The sequence below is a fragment of the Floridaenema evergladense BLCC-F167 genome (genome assembly GCF_041929205.2).
Classification (GTDB): Bacteria; Cyanobacteriota; Cyanobacteriia; order Cyanobacteriales; family Aerosakkonemataceae; genus Floridanema; species Floridanema evergladense.
On sequence record NZ_CM171625.1, the window covers coordinates 3255978 to 3281831 of the forward strand.

The following is a 25854-nucleotide window of genomic DNA, read 5'->3' on the forward strand; positions in this document are numbered from 1 at the left end:
TCTTGATATTTGGACAATTAACTTAATCAATAGAAACAGCTGATTTTATTAACTTTAGAATCCCAGATTCGTCAAAATCAGAGGCTAGGGTGAGGACGCGATCGCAAAATGCCTGATATTGAGAATTGATTTTTGCCAGTCGTTTTGCTTCCTCTTCCACCACCATAATATCACCTATTTTCACTGCTTGATATAGCGTGATTAACTCCTCAGAAGTTGGGAAAATCATCTGTTCTTCTTCCGGTGATTGTTCCGGTTGAAATTTAGTTTTATTTTCTTCATAAATCCATTGTAAGTTCAAATACTTTTGCACAAATACCAGTAACTTTTCCAAGTCTAAAGGCTTTTCTAAAAAGTCATTATATCCCGCAGTAATTGCTAAACTTTGATCTGAGTGTGAGACACTGGCACTGGCTGCTAACACTGGTAATTCTGGCGAGTACAATTGCCGAATTTCTTTGACAAATTCATAACCGTCCATTTCTGGCATCGCAATATCACTGATAATTAAATCGGCAGATAATTCTGCCATTTTTGCTAACCCTTCTCGTCCATTTTCCGCTTCTGTTATTAAAAACCCTAAAGGTTTTAACACTTCAGCTATCACTATTCGATTCACTTCTTTATCATCTACAATCAAAATTTTCTTCGGTTCTCCCTGATAACCGATTATCTTCCCTTTGTCTGATAAAGCCGCAGCATTTACCCATTCATTTGACAAAGGCAAATTTATTTCAAACCAGAAAGTGCTACCATATCCGACGTTACTCATTACTTGAATTTCGCTCCCCATCATGGTGACGATTTGACGGCAAATAGCTAGTCCTAATCCCGTTCCTTCTGCACGCCGGAATTTTGAGCCAACTTGTTCAAATGGCAAAAATATTTTTTCCAATTGTTCGGTTGTCATGCCGATTCCAGTATCTTGGATGGTAAACCGAATTTGGCTGGTATTATTGTGGATGGCTAACACTTCTACTTGAAAGGTGACGCTGCCTTTGTCGGTAAATTTAATCGCATTTCCTAACAAGTTCAGTAAGACTTGCCGCAACCGTTTTTCATCAGCAATTATCCCATTAGGCAAATTTTCTGGTTCAATAAAATTGAAAAGAATACCTTTGTTGTCTGCCCTGACTCTAGCAATTTCTGCTACCCCAACTAGAAAGGAAGGAAAATGCAAATCTTTGGGGAGTAATTCCATTTTTCTGGCTTCAATTTTTGCCAAATCTAAGATATCGTTAATTAAAGTTAGTAAATGAGAACCTGCTTGTTCAATTACCTGAATTCCTTTGCGATGTTCGTTAAGGTCATCAGCACGTTGCATAATTTGTGCATAACCGAGAATGCCGTTTAAAGGTGTGCGTAATTCGTGGCTCATGTTGGCTAAGAATTCGCTTTTAGCTTGGTTAGCAACTTCTGCGGTTTCTTTAGCTTCGGCGAGTTGGGCGGTGCGTTCGGTGACTTTTTGTTCTAAAGATTTGTAAGATTCTTTTAATTGCTTACTCATGTAATTGAAAGCTGTAGCTAATATACCTAATTCTTTAATAGCAAAAGAGGGGATATTTTGTTCTAATTTGCCATCTGCGATCGCTTTACTGGCTTGACTTAACCTCTGAATTGGTAAAACAATCCAATTAGACGTTAAAATTCCAATAACTATGGCTATTAGTAAAGCTAAAAAACACAATATAATCGTAACGTAGTTATTAGTTTTAATCTGCTGCGTAAAATCACTTTCTGGAACCACTACTACAATTAACCAATCTAAACCTCTGGCATCTTGGAAAGGAGTGATTTGTAAAAATTGACGTTCTCCGTTAAATTTAAAATCTAAACTTTGGGTAGTTGATATTTGTTGAAAATAGGGAACAGAAGTGACTAAATACTCGGATGTAGCTCGAATTAGAGGGTCTTTACTATTAGTGGCTTTTAGTCTAACGGGCTTTTGATTTTTATCAAATAAGAATGGTTTCTCGGCTATTGAAGTAGCAACTAACTCTCCACTGCGCTCAATTATAAAAGTTTTTCCTGAACGACTAACTTTCAATTGCTGAAGGAATTTGCTAATTCTTAATAAACTCACATCTACTCGCAACACACCTATTAATTGATTACTATCATCTAATACTGGTTGCACAGCAGGGAGAACTACATCGTGGGGTGGTAACTGCCAAACAAAAATGTTACTCCAAGCGGATTTATTTACTTGCACAGCTTTCTTATACCAAGGACGACTCCGCGCATCAAAGTTTGGAGTTAGAGAAATTATGTTTTTACGATTTCCTTGAATATCTACATTGTAAGTATAGTTTCCTTTAACTGGATTTTCTACTTGACCAACTACGATATCACTTTCCCCAGTTAAAGAAAATTGCTTTCCTGACCACACATATTGACCTTCTTGATTAGCATAAGCAATAATCGTTGCAGTATCAAAACGCCGAGATTGTTGCCAGAAATGATGCTCTAAAGAATTTAAATCTTGAAAATTAATTTGCTTGAGTTTAGCTGCATCGATATTAATCTGATTAATTAATTGAGGTGTGGTAATAAACGTTTCGAGGTGATCTTGAATCCGATTTGTTACTTCATTACGTAATTGACTTGCTAAATCATTAACTGCTTTTTGCCCATTACGAAAGGAAAGATAACCAATTAATCCTACTGTTGCAAAAATTTCTATTAGAAAAGGAACAATGAGGACTAAGCGTAAAGAAAAAGAGCGGGAATTGGGAGATAGTTCTCGCTTAATTGATGTAAAATTAAAATATTTCATGTTCATTTTTTATTTTCTGTGTTCGATCAATTTGATAATACCACCGTCATCAAAATCAGCGGCTAGGGTGAGGATGCGATCGCAAAATTCTTGATACAAAGGATTCATTTGTGCCAATCTTTTTGCTTCCTCTTCCACAACCATAATGTCACCTATTCTCACTGCTTGGTAGAGTGTGGTTAACTCCTCAAAAGTTGGAGAAATTATTTGTTCTTCCGGTTGTTGTTCCGGTTGAACCTCCATTTTCTTTGCTTCATAAATCCATTGCAAGTTCAAATACTTTTGCACAAATACCAGTAACTTTTCCAAGTCTAAAGGCTTTTCTAAAAAGTCATTGTATCCCGCAGTAATTGCTAAACTTTGATCGGATTCTGAGACACTGGCACTGGCTGCTACGGTCGGTAATTCTAGCGAGTACAATTGACGCAATTCTTTGACAAACTCATAACCGTTCATTTCTGGCATCGCAATATCGCTGATAATTAAATCCGCCGAAACCTCTGTCATTTTTGCTAACCCTTCCCGTCCATTTTCGGCTTCCGTTATCAAGAACCCTAAAGGTTTTAACACTTCAGCTATCACTATTCGATTCACTTCTTTATCATCAACTATTAAAATTTTCTTCGGTTCTCCCTGGTAGCCAATTATCTTACCTTTGTCTGAAACAGCCGCAGCATTTACCCATTCATTAGACAAAGGCAAATTGACTTCAAACCAGAAAGTACTGCCATATCCGACGTTACTAATTACTTGAATTTCACTTCCCATCATGGTGACGATTTGACGGCAAATAGTTAGTCCTAATCCCGTTCCTTCTGCACGCCGAAATCTTGAGCCAACTTGTTCAAATGGTAAGAATATTTTTTCTAATTGTTCGGTAGTCATGCCAATTCCTGTATCTTGAATAGTAAACCGAATTTGGCTGGTATTATTGTGGATGGCTAAGACTTCTACTTTAAAGGTGACGCTGCCTTTGTCGGTAAATTTAATCGCATTTCCTAACAAGTTCAATAAGACTTGCCGCAACCTTTTTTCATCGACAACTACTCCGGTTGGTAAGTTTTCTGGCTCTACAAAATTGAAAATAATATTTTTGTTTTCGGCTCTGACTCTAGCAATTTCTGCTACCCCAATCAGAAAGGAAGGAAAATGTAAATCTTTGGGGAGTAATTCCATTTTTCTGGCTTCGATTTTTGCCAAATCAAGAATGTCGTTAATTAAGGTCAATAAATGATTTCCTGCTTGTTCAATTACTTGAATTCCTTTGCGGTGTTGATTGAGGTCAGCAGCACGTTGCATAATTTGTGCGTAACCAAGAATGCCGTTCAAAGGTGTGCGTAATTCGTGGCTCATGTTGGCTAAGAATTCGCTTTTGGCTTGGTTGGCAACTTCTGCGGCTTCTTTAGCTTCAGCTAGTTGGGCGGTACGTTCGGCAACTTTTTGTTCGAGATTGTTGAAGGCGGTTTTGAGTTGGTTTGCCATGCGATTAAAAGAATTAGCTAAAATTTCTAATTCTTTAATGCCTTTAATGTTAACTTTTTGATTGAGATCGCCATTAGCAATTAGTTGGCTGGCATTACTGAGATGATCGATCGGTCTTACTATGGTACAGCGAATGACGAACGCACTGATCGCAAATGCTAACAAGAGAATTGTTAACATAATTTGCATGAATTGATAGATTATTTTAGTGTATGGTGCTGTAGCTTCGGAGATTGGTTTAACGATCGTTAATTTCCAATTGGAGTTAGGAATATAGAAAATGTAAACTGTGCTAGATTCTCCTAACAGCCAATCTTTTTTTACTACAAAACTACTGAGTAAATGATTGTTACGATCGTCCAAAGGGTTGATAATAGTAGCAGTAATTAATTTGCTCTCTTCAATGGGAATATTGTTTTTTGCTTGGCGCAAAGTTTGCAGAATTCGTTGATACTTTTTATCAGTTTGGTTTACATTGCTGACAAATTGTTGATTTATTGCTTCTAAAGCGCGATAAATTTCGGTAAATTCTGGCTGAATTCTACTTAGTTCACGAGCATCTAGTAAGTGATATTGATTTAAATGTAAATGTACTTTTTTGGGTAACAGGTGTGGTATGGTAATAAACCGATTGTGGCGATCGACTATAAAAATATAACCACCTGTTTTTTTTTGAATTATGTTAAGTAATTCTTGCAAACCCTCTAATTTTAAGTCAATAGTAGCAGCACCCCATAATTGATTTTTCTCTCGCATAGCTACAGTGCAAGTTACCATCGGTTGTCGTGAGTAAGGATCGATATAAGCACGACTCCAAAAACAACGTCCGGGTTTTAAATAGCGAGCAACTAAATACCATTCTTCTTGATGATATCCACCTGTGGGATTATTGTAATTATCATAATATTTGAGTTTGCCATCAAGTTCTCTACCCCAGAAAAAACTGCGTCGCTCAATTTGAGAAGAAAATTTATAAGGTTCAGGCCAAATTCCTCCACCAGCAACGCTTAAATCTCGATTAAAATTAAATAATTTGGGTAAAACTTTTTGAAAATTTGCTTCACTTTTGGGCAAATTTAGCGAAATTTCGGCGATCGTATTTGTTAAAGCAGCAATTTCTCGCGATCGAGCGCTTAACTTAGCGATGGTTGTTTCTCCAGTTTGCTCTATAAATCGAGATGATTCTGCTAAAATCATCTGCTTACCGAAAGTATTTGTTACTATCATTAAACTGCCCATTAAGCCGCAAGTTAACATTCCAATTCCCAGCATTAATCTAAAATTCAGGGAACGATACCAGCGAGATGTATTAGCATTAAGTAGATTTAATTGAGTAGATTGATCGATCATAAATTTCTAGTTTTTTATATTTTATGTTCTACCAATTTGATGATGCCATTTTCATCAAATTCAGAGGCTAGGGTGAGGACGCGATCGCAAAATGCCTGATATTGAGAATTGATTTTTGCCAGTCGTTTTGCTTCCTCTTCCACCACCATAATATCACCTATTTTCACTGCTTGATATAGCGTGATTAACTCCTCAGAAGTTGGGAAAATCATCTGTTCTTCTTCCGGTGATTGTTCCGGTTGAAATTTAGTTTTATTTTCTTCATAAATCCATTGTAAGTTCAAATACTTTTGCACAAATACCAGTAACTTTTCCAAGTCTAAAGGCTTTTCTAAAAAGTCATTATATCCCGCAGTAATTGCTAAACTTTGATCTGAGTGCGAGACACTAGCACTCGCTGCTAACACTGGTAATTCTCGCGAGTACAATTGCCGAATTTCTTTGACAAACTCATAACCGTCCATTTCTGGCATCGCAATATCACTGATAATTAAATCGGCAGATAATTCCGCCATTTTTGCTAACCCTTCTCGTCCATTTTCCGCTTCTGTTATTAAAAACCCTAAAGGTTTTAACACTTCAGCTATCACTATTCGATTCACTTCTTTATCATCTACAATCAAAATTTTCTTCGGTTCTCCCTGATAACCAATTATCTTCCCTTTGTCTGATACAGCCGCAGCATTTACCCATTCATTTGACAAAGGCAAATTTATTTCAAACCAGAAAGTGCTACCATATCCGACGTTACTCATTACTTGAATTTCGCTCCCCATCATGGTGACGATTTGACGGCAAATAGCTAGTCCTAATCCCGTTCCTTCTGCACGCCGGAATTTCGAGCCAACTTGTTCAAAAGGCAAAAATATTTTTTCCAATTGTTCGGTTGTCATGCCGATTCCAGTATCTTGGATGGTAAACCGAATTTGGCTGGTATTATTGTGGATGGCTAACACTTCTACTTGAAAGGTGACGCTGCCTTTGTCGGTAAATTTAATCGCATTTCCTAACAAGTTCAGTAAGACTTGCCGCAACCGTTTTTCATCAGCAATTATCCCATTAGGCAAATTTTCTGGTTCAATAAAATTGAAAAGAATACCTTTGTTGTCTGCCCTGACTCTGGCAATTTCTGCTACCCCAACTAGAAAGGAAGGAAAATGCAAATCTTTGGGGAGTAATTCCATTTTTCTGGCTTCAATTTTTGCCAAATCAAGGATATCGTTAATTAAAGTCAATAAATGAGAACCTGCTTGTTCAATTACTTGAATCCCTTGGCGGTATTGATTAAGGTCAGCAGCACGTTGCATAATTTGTGCGTAACCGAGAATGCCGTTTAAAGGTGTGCGTAATTCGTGGCTCATGTTGGCTAAGAATTCACTTTTGGCTTGGTTGGCAACTTCTGCGGCTTCTTTAGCTTCAGTGAGTTGATTAGTACGTTCTTGAACTTTTTGTTCGAGATTGTTGAAGGCAGTTTTCAGTTGTTTTGCCATGCGATTGAAGGCACTAGCAAGAACATTAAGTTCGGCAATTTTTCCTCCGGCAACTTGTTGGTTTAAATCCCCTTTAGACATAGCTTCTGTAGATTGAGCGAGGTGTAAAATTGGTTGATTAATCCAACGGGAAGTGTAAATGCCAAGTGCTGTAGCAACTACCAGGGAAAGAAGACACAAAAAGAAGGTTTGACGGGTGCTAGCTTCAATTTCAGCAGTGAAGTCAGATTCAGGAACATAGATGATAATCGACCAATCCAATCCATAATTGTCTCGGTAGGGAATGACATTGATAAAATAGTGTTCGTTATCGATCGATACCTGCGTTATAGTTGTTTGATTAATTTTTGCCAAAGAGCCAAATTGATTTTGTAATTCTGTCGCTATTTGGCGAATCATTAGGTTTTTACTTTTTGTAGCAGGTAAAAGTGTTTGGTGTTTAGGATCGAAAGGAGTTTCTTTGGTGGAACTGGCAATAATATTTCCTTGACGATCGACAATCAGTACTTGACCTTTTTTACCAACTTGTATTTTGCTTAAAAACGCTCCTAAATAATTAAGTTTGAGGCTTGTGGCTAACACTCCTTCAAAAATACCATCATCATTGACATCAATTGGTTGCACTGCTGAAATTAATAGCACAGGTTCGGTAAAAGAGACATGAGTTTCGCTCCAAATTGTCCGACCAGCAGCGATCGCCGCTTTGCGCCAGGGTCTTTGGCGTGGATCGCGATTTTTTAATTCTTTGGCGATGGTGGTAATATTCCCGCGACTATCCGTGTTATAAACGCGGAAAACAAAGTTTTCTTCGGGAATAATTCTATTAATTGTTAAACTCCCATCTCCCAACCGTTCGCCAGTACGTTGTGCCCCGGCGTTGTTAGAAACGTTGGTAAATGCTAGTTCTGGCATTTGTTGAACGGTTTGCCACAAATAATATTCCCAAGGAGTTAAATTGTTTAAATTTAAAAAATTCGATTTGATTAGGCGCAGATGATTGCGATTTATTTCATGAGACTTTTCGAGAAATGACTTTAAATGTTGTTCAACTTTTGAGCCTGCTTCAAGGGTAAGCTGCTTGACAAACTCTTCTACAACTTTATGGCTATTCTGAAAGGAAACCCACCCTACAAGACCCACTGCTCCGGTAACTTGGATTAAAAAAGGAACAATTAGTAATAAACGGAGTGGAATTTGGTTGAATAAATGAAATTTTTTCATAAGAGACTCATAAAAACATTCTCTTCTTAAAGTATGTAGTAGCAAGGTTAAGATTAGCGATCGCTTCTTCATTTGCAGCGCTCAACCAATTCCACAATACCCCGCTCGTCAAATTCGGAGGCTAGGGTGAGGATGCGATCGCAAAATGCCTGATATTGAGAATTGATTTTTGCCAGTCGTTTTGCTTCCTCTTCCACCACCATAATGTCACCTATTTTCACTGCTTTGTAGAGTGTAATTAACTCCTCGAAAGTCGGGGAAATTATGTTTTTTTCTGGTTGTTGTTCTGATTGAAACTCGAATTTCTTTGCTTCATAAATCCATTGCAAGTTCAAATATTTTTGCACAAATACCAATAACTTCTCCAAGTCTAAAGGCTTTTCTAAAAAGTCATTATATCCCGCAGTAATTGCTAAACTTTGATCTGAGTGCGAGACACTAGCACTCGCTGCTAACACTGGTAATTCTCGCGAGTACAATTGCCGAATTTCTTTGACAAACTCATAACCGTCCATTTCTGGCATCGCAATATCACTGATAATTAAATCGGCAGATAATTCCCTCATTTTTGCTAACCCTTCTCGTCCATTTTCTGCTTCTGTTATTAAAAACCCTAAAGGTTTTAACACTTCAGCTATCACTATTCGATTCACTTCTTTATCATCTACAATCAAAATTTTCTTCGGTTCTCCCTGATAACCAATTATCTTCCCTTTGTCTGATACAGCCGCAGCATTTACCCATTCATTTGACAAAGGCAAATTTATTTCAAACCAGAAAGTGCTACCATATCCGACGTTACTCATTACTTGAATTTCGCTCCCCATCATGGTGACGATTTGACGGCAAATAGCTAGTCCTAATCCCGTTCCTTCTGCACGCCGGAATTTCGAGCCAACTTGTTCAAAAGGCAAAAATATTTTTTCCAATTGTTCGGTTGTCATGCCGATTCCAGTATCTTGGATGGTAAACCGAATTTGGCTGGTATTATTGTGGATGGCTAACACTTCTACTTGAAAGGTGACGCTGCCTTTGTCGGTAAATTTAATCGCATTTCCTAACAAGTTCAGTAAGACTTGCCGCAACCGTTTTTCATCAGCAATTATCCCATTAGGCAAATTTTCTGGTTCAATAAAATTGAAAAGAATACCTTTGTTGTCTGCCCTGACTCTGGCAATTTCTGCTACCCCAACTAGAAAGGAAGGAAAATGCAAATCTTTGGGGAGTAATTCCATTTTTCTGGCTTCAATTTTTGCCAAATCTAAGATATCGTTAATTAAAGTTAGTAAATGAGAGCCTGCTTGTTCAATTACTTGAATCCCTTGGCGGTATTGATTAAGGTCAGCAGCACGTTGCATAATTTGTGCGTAACCGAGAATGCCGTTTAAAGGTGTGCGTAATTCGTGGCTCATGTTGGCTAAGAATTCACTTTTGGCTTGGTTGGCAACTTCTGCGGCTTCTTTGGCTAATTTAAGATGGCTTTCTGATTCTCGAAGTGCTTGTGCGATGCGTTCTCGTTCCAAAATCTCTGCTTTAAGTAGAGCATTGGCACTTCGCGTTTGCGCGATCGCTACCCGCAAGCGTGTGGGTTCTCTGACTAAAATAAAAACTCCGGTAGCAAAAGAAAGGGAGGCAATCAAGCCTCCCAAACGCCACCACCAAGCACTAGTTGATGAGTTTTGCCAACCCTCCTTGGGCAGGGCGGCTAGTTGCCAGGAACCGCTAGGGAGGGAAATATTGAGAATAATGGGATTTTTCTCAAATAGAGTGCGATCGCCGAAAAAGACTTCTCCTTGCGATCCTAAACCATCCCGACCCCGGAGAGCGTACTTTAAGGGAGCATGAGGGTCTGTTAGTCCTACTTGCTCAAACAGGACGCGATCGCGAATCAACAAGGTTACTGAACCCCAAAATTTGCCTTTTTCTGAGGAATCTACTAGAAATACAGGGGTAAAATTAATTAAAGCCGATCCCCCTTCCACCAATTCTACTGGTCCGGCAATTTGGGTTTCTCCGGTCTGCTTCATCCGTTCAATAACTTCGATTTGTCCGGGAATTTTGCTTAAATCTGCGCCCATAATCCGATCGCGTTGCATATCGGGGTAGGTGTAACGAATAATGGTGCCTTCCACCGCAGAAATGCGATCGATTCCTGTTTCTTGGATGAGAAGAATACGGGCTATTTGGTTAAATTTTTCGGTTTCCAGATTAGGGTTAGTAGATATAAGTGCGACTAAACCTCGCGTCAGCAAAAGACGCGCATTGAGAAAACCTTCTAATTTGGCTCGTACAGTACTTGTTTGTGCTAAAACTCTGGCTCGTTCTTCTTGGCGAAATCGTTCGCTCTCTGCTCGATCGAAAATGGCAACTCCGCCGATTACGACAATAAAAGCGGCAAGCGAAGCAATATAAGGTAAAAGTTTTATTTTCATTTCTCATCTTCCTTGCTGAATTTCATATTATTAATCAGTTTTAATTTCCCTAATTGATGTAAATTTTATGTTTAATGAAATAGTTTGCAATTTTCTAGAGAAATCTTTTGTAGTGATTGTACAACTTTGATATTAAAAATTGGAGCTAAGACGGAGGGATTATTAATTCTATCAACTTCCGAATCTCAGGTTCATCAAATTCAGCAGCTAAGGTGAGGATGCGATCGCAAAATGCCTGGTATTGAAAATTGATTTTTGCCAGTCGTTTTGCTTCCTCTTCCACCACCATAATGTCACCTATTCTCACTGCTTGATAGAGCGTGGTTAACTCTTCAAGAGTCGGGAAAATCATCTGTTCTTCTTCCGGTGATTGTAACGGTTGAGCCTCGAATTTCTTTGCTTCATAAATCCATTGCAAGTTCAAATATTTTTGCACAAATACCAGTAACTTTTCCAAGTCTAAAGGCTTTTCTAAAAAGTCATTATATCCCGCAGTAATTGCTAAATTTTGATCTGAGTGCGAGACACTAGCACTCGCTGCTAACACTGGTAATTCTGGCGAGTACAATTGCCGAATTTCTTTGACAAACTCATAGCCGTCCATTTCTGGCATCGCAATATCACTGATAATTAAATCGGCAGATAATTCTGCCATTTTTGCTAACCCTTCTCGTCCATTTTCCGCTTCTGTTATTAAAAACCCTAAAGGTTTTAACACTTCAGCTATCACTATTCGATTCACTTCTTTATCATCTACAATCAAAATTTTCTTCGGTTCTCCCTGATAACCAATTATCTTCCCTTTGTCTGATACAGCCGCAGCATTTACCCATTCATTTGACAAAGGCAAATTTATTTCAAACCAGAAAGTGCTACCATATCCGACGTTACTCATTACTTGAATTTCGCTCCCCATCATGGTGACGATTTGACGGCAAATAGCTAGTCCTAATCCCGTTCCTTCTGCACGCCGGAATTTCGAGCCAACTTGTTCAAATGGTAAGAATATTTTTTCCAATTGTTCAGTTGTCATGCCGATTCCAGTATCTTGAATAGTAAACCGAATTTGGTTGGTATTATTGTGGATGGCTAAGACTTCTACTTGAAAGGTGACGCTGCCTTTGTCGGTAAATTTAATCGCATTTCCTAACAAGTTCAGTAAGACTTGCCGCAACCGTTTTTCATCAGCAATTATCCCATTAGGCAAATTTTCTGGTTCAATAAAATTGAAAAGAATACCTTTGTTGTCTGCCCTGACTCTGGCGATTTCTGCTACCCCAACTAGAAAGGAAGGAAAATATAAATCTTTGGGGAGTAATTCCATTTTTCTGGCTTCAATTTTTGCCAAATCAAGGATATCGTTGATTAAAGTTAGTAAATGATTTCCTGCTTGTTCAATTACTTTAATTCCTTGGCGGTGTTGATTAAGGTCATCAGAGCGTTGCATAATTTGTGCGTAACCGAGAATGCCGTTTAAAGGTGTGCGTAATTCGTGGCTCATGTTGGCTAAGAATTCGCTTTTAGCTTGGTTGGCAACTTCTGCGGTTTCTTTGGCTTTTTGCAATTCTAGATCGGTTTGTTTGCGATCGCTAATATCCGTATGCGATCCCACCATACGAATTGGTTTACCTTCATTATCTCGCTCTACTACTTTCGCACGGGACAAAATCCAAAGATAATGACCCTGTTTATGACGCATCCGAAATTCGATGTGAAAGGTTTCTATTCTTCCCTCCAGGTGAGCTTGCACAGACCTTTTCGCCTCTGGTAAATCGTCGGGATGGACTAAATTTTCCCAACTGAAAAGTTGATGAGGAATTTCGCTGTCTGAGTAGCCTAATATTTTTTTCCACTGAGGAGCAAAATAGACTTGATTGGTGCAGATATTCCAATCCCAAATTCCATCATTGACGCTTTCATTAACTAACTGCAATCGTTCTTGACTGACACGCAAAGCTTCTGTGCGTTCTTGTACTCGTTGCTCTAAAGTTGAAAATAACTCTTTTAATTGAATTGCCATGCGATTAAAGGCACTGGCAAGAGTTTTGACTTCAGCGATCGCACCTCCTGCTACTTGTTGACTTAAATCCCCTTTAGACATCGCTTCTGCGGATTGAGCGAGGCGTAAAATTGGTTGACTAATCCAACGGGAAGTGTAAATTCCTAACACTATAGCAATGCCTAATGCAGCTATACACAACCAAATTGTGACCCTTGTATTGGCGTTGATTTCTGCCATAAAATCTTTTTCTGGCACCACAATTACAATCAGCCAATCTAAACCAAACTTATCTTTATAAGGAAATACTTTTAAAAATTGTCGTTCACTATGTATCTTAAATATAATTTGTTCTGCCTTGCCAATTTTGGTGAAATTACCAAAGTGTTGCTGTAAAAATTTCGCTGTAACTCGTGTTAACTGATTTTGACTATTAGCAGCTGGTAAGCGTTGGAATTTTTTGTCTTTACCTGTCAAGAAAAAAGGAGTTTCGTTTGTGGAACTGGCAACTAATAACCCGGAACGTTCTACAATAAAAATTTGTCCTGAAGTGCCAATTTTCAACTGACTAAGAAATTTATTAATATCTAATAGAATCAGATCTGTAGCAACAACCCCAACAAGCTTGCTGCCTTGAGTGTAAACTGGAACTCCCAGAGTTATGGCAAGCTGAGAATTGTTAGCATAAGCATAAATATCGCTCCACACCGATCTTCCTTTAGTAGCAGAAGGGCTATACCAAGGACGGCTACGGGGATCGTAGTTTGGTTTGGTATATAGTAACTTTTGCGTCAGGTTGCCTTGCTTGTCAGTAGCATAAATGTTTAGATTGTAACCAGTGGCGCGATCGCTAATCCATACGACAAAAGTTCCCTTATTACGACGTTCGATTCCATAATATTCTTTCTCCTCGTTACCTATTTGAACCAAACTTACTTTGTGAAACAGTTGCATTTGCTGCAAAAAGTATCTTTCCATACTTCGAGGTTCTCTTGGATTGACATATTCTAGATTTATTACATTCAAAATGTTTTGATTGACAATATAGGGTTTTTCTAAATAATTATTTAGGTGTTGTTCGATGCGATCGCCTATTTCCCTCTGCAATTGAGTGGCAAGATTTTCTACTGCCTTTTGTCCATTGCGTAAGGAAAGCCATCCCGTTAATCCTACTGCTGCAAAGATTTGTAATACAAAAGGAGCAATTAATATTGAGCGTAGATGTAACTTCATATTCCCGCTGACAGAATGCTTTCAAATAGCCTTTGACACAGTTATATTATCACTGTTGTAGTGAAACCGTAGATTATTTAGTGGTTTTTTAATAGGTAAGTAAAATAAATAAAAATCACTCTTTGCCGGGGAAGAGCGATCGTAATTTTTTAAATTTTAATAGAGTTCTAAGAAGACAAAAGCGGTAATGTAATGATAAATTCAGTTCCTTCTCCAAACACAGAATTAAAGGTCAAAGATCCCTGATGATTATCTTCAACAATTTGACGCGAAATTGACAACCCTAATCCCGTTCCTTTACCCACAGCTTTAGTAGTAAATAAGTATTCAAAAATCTTCTTTTGCACTGCTGGTTCAATACCAATTCCATTATCTCGAATGATAATTTTTACAATTTGCTCATTTTGAATGTGTTCAGTGTTAATATTGATTGTACGATTACGTACTTTATTTTCTGCCAAATTTTCTTTAGTACTTAATTCTTCTAAAGCTTCGATCCCATTCACAATTAAATTCATAAAAACCTGATTTAATTGACTGGGGTAGCACTCTATTTCAGGTAGATTACCATAATTTTTCACTACTTCAATTGCTGGACGTTTATCATTAGCCTTTAATCGGTATTTAAGAATTAACAAAGTGCTATCAATTCCTTCATGAATATTGAACCGAATTTTGTTATTTGAATCTGCACGAGAAAAGATCCGCATTGACTGGCTAATATCAGCAATGCGTTTGGTTCCTGATTGCATAGAATCAATTAGTTGAGGCAAATCTTCTACCAAGTAATCAAGTTCAATATTGGTAATTTCTTCTGCAATTTCTGGAACTGGATTGGGATAATTTGTTTGATAAAGATTAATTAAATTCATTAGGTCTTCTGTGTATTGCCGAATATGTTGCAAATTTCCCGAAATAAACCCAACTGGATTATTAATTTCGTGAGCAATTCCCGCTACTAATTGCCCCAAAGAAGACATTTTTTCACTTATAATTAGTTGGGATTGAGCTTTTTTAAGTTCTAAAGTTCTTTCTTCAACTTTATGTTCTAACAACTCATTCATTTGACTTAATTGCTGATTTTTCTCAGCTAATTCTTTGGTTAAGCTACGCAGTTTAAGATGTAAATTAATCCGGGCTAAAACCTCTTCTTGTTGGAAAGGTTTAGTAATGTAATCTACTGCACCTAAAGAAAGACCCTTAACTTTATTTTCTGTATCCGCTAAGGCTGTCATAAAGATGATTGGGACATCTCTGTTACTAGGATTTTCTTTAATTCGTTCGCAAGTTTCAAAGCCATTGATTCCTGGCATCATTATATCTAGTAAAATTAAATCGGGAGTAATTTCTTCTAACTTAGTAAGAGCATTTTCCCCATTTTTGGCAATTAAAACCTTAAATCCATAATTTTTTAAAAAATCAAAAAGCACTTTTATGTTAGTAGGGTTATCATCAACGATCAATAATTTATGTGGTTCAAGAGTCATCATAGTTTTAGATTCTTATGGGAACATACTTAGCTAAAAGTTCAGTAGCTTCTTTACTAGGTAAGGGTTGAGAAAAGAGAAAACCTTGACCAAATTCACATCCTAATTCTTTCAGTTTTTCTAACTGTTTTTTTGTCTCTATCCCTTCTGCTACTACATCCATACCTAAATTGTGAGCTAAAGAAATTATTGTTGATACAATTGTTATGCCTTCTACCTTGTCATCTAAAAGATTTATGAAAGAGCGATCGATTTTGAGAGTTTCAGCCGGAAATGTATGCAATCGACTTAAGGAAGAATAGCCAGTTCCAAAATCGTCAACACAAATTTGAATGCCATCACTGTGAATTTGTTCTAAAATATGTTTGGCAGTACTAATCGCCTCCAAAAAAGCTGTTTCTGTAATTTCTATTTTAATAACTCCTGGGTCTAATTTAGCTTGACAGTAAATTTCTTTAATTTGTTCCACTACCTCTTGCTTATGAAATTGTCGAGCCGAGAAATTAACATTTACAACCAAAGGAAAATTAACTTTTACTGTGTTTTTCCATTCTTCTATTTGCTGACAAGCTATTTTCAATGACTGAAAATCGATCGCTTCAATTAGCCCCGTTTCTTCTGCTACTGTAATAAAAGCAGATGGTTGGAGAAAGCCTTTTTTTGGATGTTGCCAACGAACTAAAGCTTCAAAACCAACTAATTCCTCGGTTTTTAATGAGAAAATTGGTTGATAATAAAGACAAAATTCTTCTCTCTCTAAAGCTTCTTGCAGTTCAACTTCAATTTGCATCCGTTCTAAAGCTTGAAACTGCATTTGTGAAGTTAATATAGTATAGCAACCTTTCCCTGCTTGTTTGGCTTGATACATTGCTATATCTACATCTCTGAGAATATTACTTGGCTTTTCATAACCTACTATTGACGGAATGATGCCAATACTACCACTCAGAGAAATTCTATAGTTATTAATTTTCAATGGATTTTGCAGAAATTTCAGGAGTGATTGAGCAAGCTCTGTTATTTCTGTCATTTTCCCAGGTTTTTCTAGACTAATAAAAAACTCATCTCCTCCTAATCGAGCGATTTTTGCCTGACTTCCTAAGTGAGTTTGCAATCGATTAGTTACGCATTTAAGTACTTCATCTCCGATTAAATGTCCAAAAGAGTCATTAATGTTTTTGAAGCCATCCAAGTCTAAAAAAAACACCGTGCAATCATTTTGGGGATTCAATTGATTCACTTTAATAATTCTAGTTAGATATTCTACTAACCAAGAGCGGTTGAATAGACCTGTTAGCATATCGTGAGAGGCTTCATAACTGAGTTTTTCTTCCCGTATTTGCAACTCTTTTAAGGCTTTTTCTAGTTCTTGAGTGCGTTGTGCGACTCGTTGTTCTAATTCCTGATTTAGTTGTTGTAATTTAGCTTCAGCTGCTTGACGTGCTGCTATTTCTTGGGTGAGGTGGGAATTTTTTATTTGCAGGGTAAGAGTTAAAGAGCGTAATTTTAAATGTAACCGAACGCGACTGAGAAGTTCTTCTTGTTCAATAGGTTTGGTGATGTAATCTACTGCTCCTAAAGTTAGTCCTTTAACTTTATCTGTTACTTCGGAAAGAGCCGTCATAAAAATTATGGGAATATCTTGGGTGGCTGGATTTAATTTCAAGCGGCGACAAACTTCAAAGCCGTTAATTATTGGCATCATTACATCTAAAAGAATTAAGTCCGGCGAAACTTGTTCTAGTTTTTTTAGTGCATCTTGACCGTTGTTTGCCACTAAAACCTTAAATCCTGATTGTTTGAGGAAATTAAATATTACTTTAATATTATTTGGATTATCATCAACAATCAAGATTAAGGATGGCTCGTGCATTTTTTTAACCTTTTTCAAGGACTTTTACTGAAAAATTTACTTCAATTGAATAATTAAATCTAAGTGATTTTACTACTTAATTCCTTGGTTTAGAGTATATATTTATTAAATAATATCTAAAATCTAACAATTTTAGGTTAATGATAGATTAAGAATAAATCAATAAGCTTTCGATTTGGTGTGCTGCTCGATCCATTGCAAAATTCCTGCATCATCAAATTCTTGTGCTAGCTCTAGGATGTGCTGACAGAAGGGAGTATATTGAGAGTTAAGTTTTTGGAGTCGCTCGGCTTCTTGTTCTATTTTTTCAATATCACCGATGCGGGCGGCGTGGTGCAAAGTTTCTAATTCCCGATCGGAAGGTAAGACAATTTTTTGGGTTGGTTTAGTTTGAGTTTTGGATTCTGTGATATGGCGATCGATCACCCATTCTATCCCTAAACGAACTCTCAATTTTTCTAAAAGGTCTGGTATTTGTATTGGTTTACTCAGAAATTCGTCACTACTGACAAGAGGTGTTTGTTGTTTGTTGATACCAAAGGTGTTAGCAGACATGGCGATAATGGGAATTTTCTGCAATTCTGGGGTGTTTCTGATCTGGCGAATCATTTCAAAACCATCCATTTTTGGCATGACTAAATCAGTGAGGATTAAATCGGGTTTGGCGATCGCAGCTTGCTTTAATCCCTCAACTCCATCACTAGCTTCAATCAATTCAAAACCGTAAGGTTTAAGTAAATCAACGATTAAACTACGGCTTTCGGTGCGATCGTCTACTACTAATAATTTTACCGACTCTTTCCCTGTAAAACCAGCGATCGCTTCCGGCTTAATAAGCTTAACTACTGTTATTTCTCCTCCCCCTACTTCCAAATTTAGAGCAAAATAAAATTTACTTCCTACACCCAACTCCGAAGAAACTTGTAAGGTTGAACCCATCATTTGTAAAATCTTTTGACTAATCGCTAATCCTAAACCCGTTCCTTCTGCTTTCCGTTGGTTTTCTCCTACTTGCTCAAAGGGCAAAAATATTTTATCTATTTGCTCTGGCAAAATTCCTACCCCAGTATCTTCTACTTCAAAGTGAATTTTAGTAGTTGGTTTTTCTCCCATCTCTGCCAAGCGATCGTCTACTACCATTACTTTAAAGGTAACTGAACCTGTATCTGTAAATTTTATAGCATTGCTTAATAAATTTATTAACACTTGCCGCAGTCGCTTTTCATCAGTACGGACTTGCTGCGGTAAATCTGGTGAAAATTCACAATTAAAAATTAAATCTTTGGCTTCAGCTTTAATCCGACAAATTTCGGCTACACCTACTAGTAAGTTTGGTAAATATAAGTCGTGAACATAAATCTCTAACCTTCTGGCTTCAATTTTAGCTAAGTCTAATAAATCGTTAATCAGATTTAACAAATGGGAACCACTTTCATAGATTACGTTAAGACCTTTGCGGTCTTCTCTACTTAAAGTTTTAGAACGTTCTAAAATTTGGGTATAACCTAAAATTCCATTTAAAGGAGTTCTTAATTCGTGACTCATAGAAGCGAGAAATTCACTTTTGGCTTGATTGGCTGCGTCCGCTGCCTCTTTAGCCAATTTTAATTCTTCAGTTCTTTCTTTAACTTTTAATTCTAAGTTTTGGGAATATTGAGCTAATTCTTCGTTGGCTTTAGCTAACTGTTGGTTGGTTTTTTTTAACTGCCATTGGTTGTAGTAATTGTTGGTTAAAATTGCTGAGATAGTAATGACTAAAAAGGGAGAAAAAACCGGGACTACCCAACCTTGTAAAAAGGCTATGTAGCTGATTCCCCAAACTAATATTCCGGCAACAGTGATAGTAAAAATTGTACTGAGAAAAAAGCTGTTACTCCCGAAAAATTTCCTATGCAAAATGCTCCAAGTCCCAGCAGCGCTAATTACAGAACAGAGCACAATCCATAGTTGATTCAGGATTTTATTCGCAGGTTGTAAGTTGGTGCGTCCTTCTAAGGCGGTGCTAATAATTTGACTGCTCAAGTTAGCATGAATAACTACACCTGGAGTAAAGTCGGTTTTACCAAATAAAGCGTTGCTGTGAGGTGTTTGGACAATATCGTTAAGGCTAGCAGCTGTAGCGCCAATTAATACGATCCGATCGCGCATTAAATTCGCTGGAATCTGATTATTTAATACCTCTTCCATTGATATATTTAGAAAGTGATTTAGCTGCCCTCGATAATTAAGTAAAATTTGATATCCTCCGCTATCTTTGGCAACATAACCTCCTTCATCTCCTTGCAATGGCAGAAAAACACCTTGACCTAAACCAAATTTTTTCTGTTTTTCATCGAGCAGTTTTAGTTCTATACCTTTTCGTTTCAGGTAATCTAGTGCCACCCTTACTCCTAATCCTTGTTTTGCTTGACCTGAAGCAGAACGGACTGACAATAAACCTCGCCGCACTTTGCCATCGCTATCGATTAGTATATCGGCGGCTCCTACTTGATTTCGTTTGGCTAAAACTGGCGGTGGGGCGATCGCTTCTGGCAAAACTTTTTCTAATCCGATCAGATTGGGCGTAGATTTATACAAATCAATTAATTCTTGATGTCCCGGTTCTACTGGCAGATCGCGATATAAATCTAAGCCTATTACTGCTGGTTTTTGTGCTTTGATATTTTTCAGTACTTGGGTTAGTTGCCGATCGGACATCGGCCATCGCCCTACCGCTTTTATATCAGATTCTCCTACAGTAACAATTACAATGCGAGGCTCGGATGGTTCGGCTGGACGTAACCAAAAAAATTGGTCAATTGTTACCCATTCAAACAGTTGAAAAGCTCCTGTAGTGCTGCCGATTAAAATTATTCCAGCCACACTCACAGCAATGACCAAAACTTCTCGCCATCCCTGGATCGAATTTCTAATTTGAAGCTTCATTAATTACAGCTGTTCTGTCAAAGTTTCTTGAGCTAGATGTTCTAATCCTACTTGCTTTAATAAATCAGCCCACTCTTTCTCTAGAGAGAAATTTTTTGGTTGAGCCATACGAGCAGCACTTAAAACATTGAGCGTATCGTACCAAATTCCTGATTTAGCATACCAGGCTGCTAGTGCGATCGCTCTTTGGGATTCCCCAGCATTTCTTCCCTTCAAACTTTCTGGTGTTACCGGAGCAGAAACCCACTTCACCCATCCTGAAATACTGTAAGCATCTGGACGTAAAATTTCCCCTGGTTTTAACAAAATCACCGACCATTGATAGGGTTTATTCATTGACAAAGCTGGTGCTTCTGCTGGTAATTTTATAGCAACAATACCACCTGTTTTCTTTAATTGAAAAGTTGTTTGATAGTGTTGCTGACGATCTTCGCTGTACAAGCTAAAGAAAACTTCCGATTCAGACGTGGGAGGAATGTAAACAAAGAATGTGGGACGTTCCGATACAGTCCAACCTATATTAGTAGTTGGCAATAAAGCTGCTGGTTGGAGCAAGTTTGAATCGTTCCGAGAACCACCCCCTTTCGTATTTTCAGGTGGTGTATCTCCTGAAGGTACAAAACCTACTCCTTCACGAGAACCTCCCCCTTTGGCGCTGGTGGGAACTTTATCATCATTAGGGATAAAACTAATATCGCCGCGAGCACCTCCTCCCCTTGCAGTTGTCGGAGCTTTATCATCGCTAGGCATAAAGTTGATATTACCGCGAGAACCCCCTCCCTTTGAATTAGCAGGAGCTTTATCATCGCTAGGCATAAAGTTGATATTGCCGCGAGAACCTCCCCCCAATGCGCGACGAGGAACTTCGCTACCAGGCGGTTGGAACTCAATATTAACTGATACAGGAGTATTGTTATTAACTGGTTCTAAAGCCCAACTGACTGTAGCTGCCATAACAATTAATGAGGCGAGGGCCACTAAACTTAATTGGTGCTTTATTCTTGTGCCTTTTCTGTTTTTTTTTCGATTCCGCATAAACCAATTTTTCTCTCTTGTTATATTTGATATTTTATCAGATATTTTAGCAATTTATTACGATAGCATTTCTACTTAACTAAGCTATTACTGAATCGGTATTCTAGGGATATATATAAGCGAGCAAGATGCTCGCACTATAATAATCAGACTGAAGTCGTTACAAAGGATCAGTTAATTAGCATTATGGGATGATTTTTGGATGTATGATTTGCTATCTTTTCTGCTAACTGTTGTTTCCGGTGTGGCAATATTCGGCTTGTTTTCTGTGGGTAAATTATCAGTAATGGAGTGACCGATACTATTAGGTATTGATAAATTTGTTGCTGCTTTCATGGGTTGTAAAAATTGGGCTACTTCTACCTGTTGTTGTAATTGTTCGGTAGAAGAAACTAAACCGCTTAATCCATTAATTAAATTACGGAGATTTTGGCGTAATTTGGGATCGCCTAATAATTCATCTAAATCAGAGGTAATTTTTTGGGCATTTTGAAAGGTTACTCTAGCTGAATCTAAGGTTTGTTGTAGGGATAAAAGAACGATCGGGTTACTTAAAGCATTGGAAACGTTGCGTAAGTTTGTTGATGCTTGTGCTGCATTAGCAGAAAGGGTTTCTAAGTTTTCGATGATTTTTCCTTGGGCAACGCGATCGATCGCAGGACTCAATTTCCGCACAGCAACCCGCAAATCATCGCTAGTTTCTTTCAAATTATTCAAAGTACCAATTAGCGCCCCTTGGTTATTAGTAATTAAACCATTTAAATTACTCACTAAACTATTAACTTGACCAGTTGTAGACCGAAATTCGTCTAAAGTTCTATTCACCTTTCCAGCAGTTTGGTTAAAGGAAGAACCTAATTGATTAGTAGTCAAAGTGACTTGATCGGCAGTTCGACCAATCCTATTTGCAGTCACGCCAAATTGATTAGAAACTTGTTCAGCAGTTCGACCTATTTGCCCAGCGGTTGTGTTAAATCGATCGGCTGTTACACTCAGTTTATCTGCTGTTGTACCAAATTTATCGACGGTGCGACCAATCGCGAGAGTTGCGTTGGAAATATTCCCCAAATCCTGTTTAACTGATTGGGATAACCCCGATAAATCACGAGTTAAACTAGCCACTCCTTCAGCTGCTCTTGATGTATTAGTAATAGCTAAATTAATATTATTATAAAATTGCGGATCTGCATAAAGATCGGCAAATCTAACAGCAGCATTAATGAATTGGTCAATACTAGCACCAGTTTGTCCTTCTAAACGAGCATTGTTACAAACAATTAGCTGCCTTTCATTACAGTTTTGCTCAAATGGTTCAGTATTTTTTACATTAGCAGTTAGATTTATATTGGGAATAATATCAATGCTATTTTCTCCTATTAAACCTGATTGTTGCGCTTGAATTTTTGCATCACGAGGTATGATTAAATCTGGTTTGGTAATTTCTACTAATACATCTACATAATTAACTTTTGGGTCAACTGTCAGAACCCTACCAACTGTAGCACCACGATAGCGCACAGGTGTTCCTATTTGCATTCCTCCGGCATTCTTAAAAGTGACGGTAAATTGATAGCTACGTCTGCCAAAATAGATACCTTGCAACCACAAAATTAACCAAATGAACAGCCCTATTCCTGACAATAATAATAAGCCAACCGAACCTTCTCTCATACTATGCGATCGCATATTTCCTCTTCCACTTCCTTGCAAAGTTTTCCTCAACCAATTACTTGAATTGGTCCTGCTACACTACCGCTAAAAAACTGCCGTACCATTTCATTTTCCACTGTATCAATCTCATTAACTTTACCATCCCATTGCACTTTACCGTGATAAAGAAACACAATCCGGTCGCTAGTGCGGCGAATAGTACTATCTTGGTGAGTGACGATCGCGTAAGTGCCACAACCTCCTGTTTTTGCTTTTAAATCTCGAATTAAATTTTCAATGACGGTAGAGGCGATCGGATCTAAACCTGCTGTAGGTTCATCGTACAACAAAACTTCGGGATTATCCTTTATGTTTTCGGGATTTGCCATAATCGCCCGTGCAAAACTGACTCGTTTTCGCATTCCCCCGGATAATTCTGCGGGATAGCGATCGCCTATTCCTGGCAATCCTACCATCTCCAATTTCTCTTCCACAAGTTCCCGGATTTTTTGCCGTGATAAATTACTATGTTGATACAGTAAAAAACCCACGTTTTCTTCTACTGTCAAAGAATCAAATAAAGCTGCTTGCTGAAAAACTAAACCAATTCCTAGTGGATTTTCTCCATCTTCAATTAACCCTTCTCGCTTCCTTCCCCGAATATAAATTTCCCCCGAATCTGGTGCAAGTAATCCAGCAATTATTCGCAAAATTGTTGATTTTCCCGTACCAGAAGGGCCAATAATACCTAAAGCTTCACCTTGTTTAATTGCCAGGTCTACTTTGTCCAAAACCTTATTGTCACCAAAAGTTTTAGAAATTTTTTTTAACTCAATAATCGGTTCAGCCATAGAAGTCCCGACTTAATTCACTAGTATGTATTGTAGCTCGCTATTTTGCTTATTTAATGTAGAGACATTTCTTGAAATGTCTCTACATTTTTAGGAAAATTTTTAGCGATCGCTATTAAACATCCTCTTCTCTACCCAGGACTTCTTGTAACATTGGCGAAAGTCTTTCATCCAACAAACCAGTGCGAATCAATTCTGCATAAGTATCCGCTTCAATATCTAGCAGTTTGTCGCGCATTTGTTCATTAACGTAATCTCTTAATTGCGGGTGGTTGACTATCATTTGGTAAGTTTCTTCAGACAAAGATTCTAATTCACCCTCCACTAATTTTGCTTGTAAACCATAAAATTCTGGATCGATTTGACGGAAATCTTTTTCTTCAGAAAGATAGTTTTTTACTCTAGTTAAAGCAATGCGACGTGCCACCATTTCCGAGTATTCTTGCTGCAATTGGCGATCGCCAATTAACCCCAATTTTTCCAAAACAAATTGAATAGTTAAACCCTGCACCAATAGGGTAAATAAAACCACACCAAACACAATATCAGTAATTTCTTCCCGACCAGCTAAAGCAACTGGCAAACTCAAAGCCAAGGCAATAGAAACCGATCCTCTTAAACCTCCCCACCAAAGTACCAATTGTTCTTGCCAACTGACATCAACTTTAGTAATTAAATTGCTGATAAATCCTAAAAGAAAAATAGATACCAATCGAGTTAATAATACTGCTGCGATCGCCAACATTATCAACCAGAAATTATCTATCAAGCTATCATAACGAACTTGATCGCCAATCAACAAAAACACAATTGAATTGACAAAAAAAGCTAAAAAATCCCAGAATTCAGTTACTAGCAATCTAGTGCGGGGATTCATACCAATTCGCGAACCAAAATTTCCCAAAATTAAGGCAACAGTCACTACAGCAATTACCCCAGAACCTCCCAATTTCTCGGTAATTATATAAGTTCCATAAGCAGAAACTAAAGTCAAAGATTGTTCGACTAGTGGTAAATCAAACCGTTGCGTTAAGTAAGAAATTCCAAAACCAATTAAACTGCCAACTCCCACCCCTACACCGACAAAAACAAAAAATCGCGCCACACTTACAGGCAAATCAAATTGTTCAATTCCCAAAGGAATTCCTACTAATAAACTAAAGGCAACAACTGCTACACCATCATTAAATAAACTCTCTCCTTCCATGATGGTTTTTAATTTCTTTCCTGCACCTAATTCCTTAAACAAAGCAATCACAGAAACCGGATCGGTTGCGGCTAAAGTTGCCCCAGCTAATAAAGCCGTTGCTAAAGGAATGGCGGCAAATTGATTGAGTGCTAAACCAATACCAACCACCGAAATTATTACACCAATAATGGCATAAAGCACAACCGGAACAAAATATTTTAGCAAATCTTTCCACTTTAAATTCCAAGCAGCTTCAAATAATAAAGGTGGCAAGAAAATTTCTAAAATTAATCCCGGAGAAAGATTGACCAAGCGCACATCGACAAAGGCTAAACATAAACCGACAATAACTAGCAAAAGCGTGTAAGGAATTTGCCGAAACCAGCTAAAAACTCGTGATATTGTAGCAACGCTTAAGGAAACTGAAAGCACTAAAAGAAACTGTTCCAGATTCTGTTCAATAGCTGAATGTCCAACGTTTTCTATTGCCATGAAATTATGTCTCACTAAAAGTGTAATATTGAAAAATTGTTCATAGACTCAAGATAAGAAAGCTACTTTCATGCCAAATATTACTTAGTAAATATCAGAAATTTAGCAAGAAGGCAAAAGCGATCGCTCTCCGATCGATGAACCATTTTATATTACTGCCAGATTAAAAACAATGCAACCTATTCTCTAATTTAGTAATTTAAATAACTAACTATGCTTTTTTGCTAGAAATTTGGGCAAAAGTAAATCAATAATCGTAGGACAGACATCTTAATTGTATTTATTTGCTTCCAAACAATCTGATTTAAATGCGGAACAGCTTAAAAAGGGGGAACTGTTTTCAAAGTCCCCCTTTTAAGGGCATAGGGG

12 protein-coding genes are annotated in these 25854 nt (G+C 37.7%); all 12 read right to left on the reverse strand.

Annotation, left to right across the window (positions count from 1 at the left end):
• Window positions 1–22: 22 nt before the first annotated feature.
• The gene (locus ACE1CA_RS15845) at window positions 23–2782 is read right to left on the reverse strand and encodes a hybrid sensor histidine kinase/response regulator (RefSeq protein WP_486517392.1); all 2760 of its coding nucleotides are present in this window, start codon (window positions 2780–2782) and stop codon (window positions 23–25) included.
• Window positions 2783–2785: 3 nt separating this feature from the next.
• Window positions 2786–5608 (reverse strand): hybrid sensor histidine kinase/response regulator, encoded by a 2823-nt coding sequence (locus tag ACE1CA_RS15850; protein ID WP_413275792.1) that lies wholly within the window; start codon window positions 5606–5608, stop codon window positions 2786–2788.
• Between the two features lie 14 nt (window positions 5609–5622).
• Window positions 5623–8319 carry a hybrid sensor histidine kinase/response regulator gene (locus ACE1CA_RS15855; protein ID WP_486517393.1) on the reverse strand — a complete coding sequence of 899 codons (2697 nt, stop codon included), beginning with the start codon at window positions 8317–8319 and terminating at the stop codon, window positions 5623–5625.
• Window positions 8320–8387: 68 nt separating this feature from the next.
• Window positions 8388–10751 (reverse strand): ATP-binding protein, encoded by a 2364-nt coding sequence (locus tag ACE1CA_RS15860; RefSeq protein ID WP_486517394.1) that lies wholly within the window; start codon window positions 10749–10751, stop codon window positions 8388–8390.
• A 145-nt stretch (window positions 10752–10896) separates the two neighbouring features.
• Window positions 10897–13983, reverse strand: a complete 3087-nt coding sequence (locus ACE1CA_RS15865) for an ATP-binding protein (RefSeq protein ID WP_486517395.1) — start codon at window positions 13981–13983, stop codon at window positions 10897–10899.
• Window positions 13984–14150: 167 nt separating this feature from the next.
• Complete coding sequence (locus tag ACE1CA_RS15870) at window positions 14151–15473, reverse strand: hybrid sensor histidine kinase/response regulator (protein WP_413279675.1); 1323 nt, start codon at window positions 15471–15473, stop codon at window positions 14151–14153.
• A gap of 4 nt (window positions 15474–15477) precedes the next feature.
• The gene (locus ACE1CA_RS15875) at window positions 15478–17343 is read right to left on the reverse strand and encodes a two-component system response regulator (protein WP_413279676.1); all 1866 of its coding nucleotides are present in this window, start codon (window positions 17341–17343) and stop codon (window positions 15478–15480) included.
• A gap of 159 nt (window positions 17344–17502) precedes the next feature.
• Window positions 17503–20268: a CHASE2 domain-containing protein gene (locus ACE1CA_RS15880; protein WP_486517396.1), complete on the reverse strand. Its 2766-nt coding sequence runs from the start codon at window positions 20266–20268 to the stop codon at window positions 17503–17505.
• Between the two features lie 3 nt (window positions 20269–20271).
• Window positions 20272–21222 (reverse strand): DUF928 domain-containing protein, encoded by a 951-nt coding sequence (locus ACE1CA_RS15885; RefSeq protein WP_486517397.1) that lies wholly within the window; start codon window positions 21220–21222, stop codon window positions 20272–20274.
• A 255-nt stretch (window positions 21223–21477) separates the two neighbouring features.
• Complete coding sequence (locus tag ACE1CA_RS15890) at window positions 21478–23025, reverse strand: MlaD family protein (RefSeq protein ID WP_413281942.1); 1548 nt, start codon at window positions 23023–23025, stop codon at window positions 21478–21480.
• Window positions 23022–23804, reverse strand: a complete 783-nt coding sequence (locus ACE1CA_RS15895; RefSeq protein WP_413281943.1) for an ABC transporter ATP-binding protein — start codon at window positions 23802–23804, stop codon at window positions 23022–23024. Before ACE1CA_RS15895 ends, ACE1CA_RS15890 begins: the two co-directional genes overlap by 4 nt.
• A gap of 115 nt (window positions 23805–23919) precedes the next feature.
• The gene (locus ACE1CA_RS15900) at window positions 23920–25485 is read right to left on the reverse strand and encodes a cation:proton antiporter (protein WP_413281944.1); all 1566 of its coding nucleotides are present in this window, start codon (window positions 25483–25485) and stop codon (window positions 23920–23922) included.
• Window positions 25486–25854: the final 369 nt, after the last annotated feature.

Excerpts from the sequence above, each read along its gene's own strand:
- ACE1CA_RS15845 (WP_486517392.1), bottom strand. The coding sequence starts at position 2,782 with ATGAACATGAAATATTTTAATTTTACATCAATTAAGCGAGAACTATCT.
- ACE1CA_RS15850 (WP_413275792.1), bottom strand. The coding sequence starts at position 5,608 with ATGATCGATCAATCTACTCAATTAAATCTACTTAATGCTAATACATCT.
- ACE1CA_RS15855 (WP_486517393.1), bottom strand. The coding sequence starts at position 8,319 with ATGAAAAAATTTCATTTATTCAACCAAATTCCACTCCGTTTATTACTA.
- ACE1CA_RS15860 (WP_486517394.1), bottom strand. The coding sequence starts at position 10,751 with ATGAAAATAAAACTTTTACCTTATATTGCTTCGCTTGCCGCTTTTATT.
- ACE1CA_RS15865 (WP_486517395.1), bottom strand. The coding sequence starts at position 13,983 with ATGAAGTTACATCTACGCTCAATATTAATTGCTCCTTTTGTATTACAA.
- ACE1CA_RS15870 (WP_413279675.1), bottom strand. The coding sequence starts at position 15,473 with ATGATGACTCTTGAACCACATAAATTATTGATCGTTGATGATAACCCT.
- ACE1CA_RS15875 (WP_413279676.1), bottom strand. The coding sequence starts at position 17,343 with ATGCACGAGCCATCCTTAATCTTGATTGTTGATGATAATCCAAATAAT.
- ACE1CA_RS15880 (WP_486517396.1), bottom strand. The coding sequence starts at position 20,268 with ATGAAGCTTCAAATTAGAAATTCGATCCAGGGATGGCGAGAAGTTTTG.
- ACE1CA_RS15885 (WP_486517397.1), bottom strand. The coding sequence starts at position 21,222 with ATGGCAGCTACAGTCAGTTGGGCTTTAGAACCAGTTAATAACAATACT.
- ACE1CA_RS15895 (WP_413281943.1), bottom strand. The coding sequence starts at position 23,804 with ATGGCTGAACCGATTATTGAGTTAAAAAAAATTTCTAAAACTTTTGGT.
- ACE1CA_RS15900 (WP_413281944.1), bottom strand. The coding sequence starts at position 25,485 with ATGGCAATAGAAAACGTTGGACATTCAGCTATTGAACAGAATCTGGAA.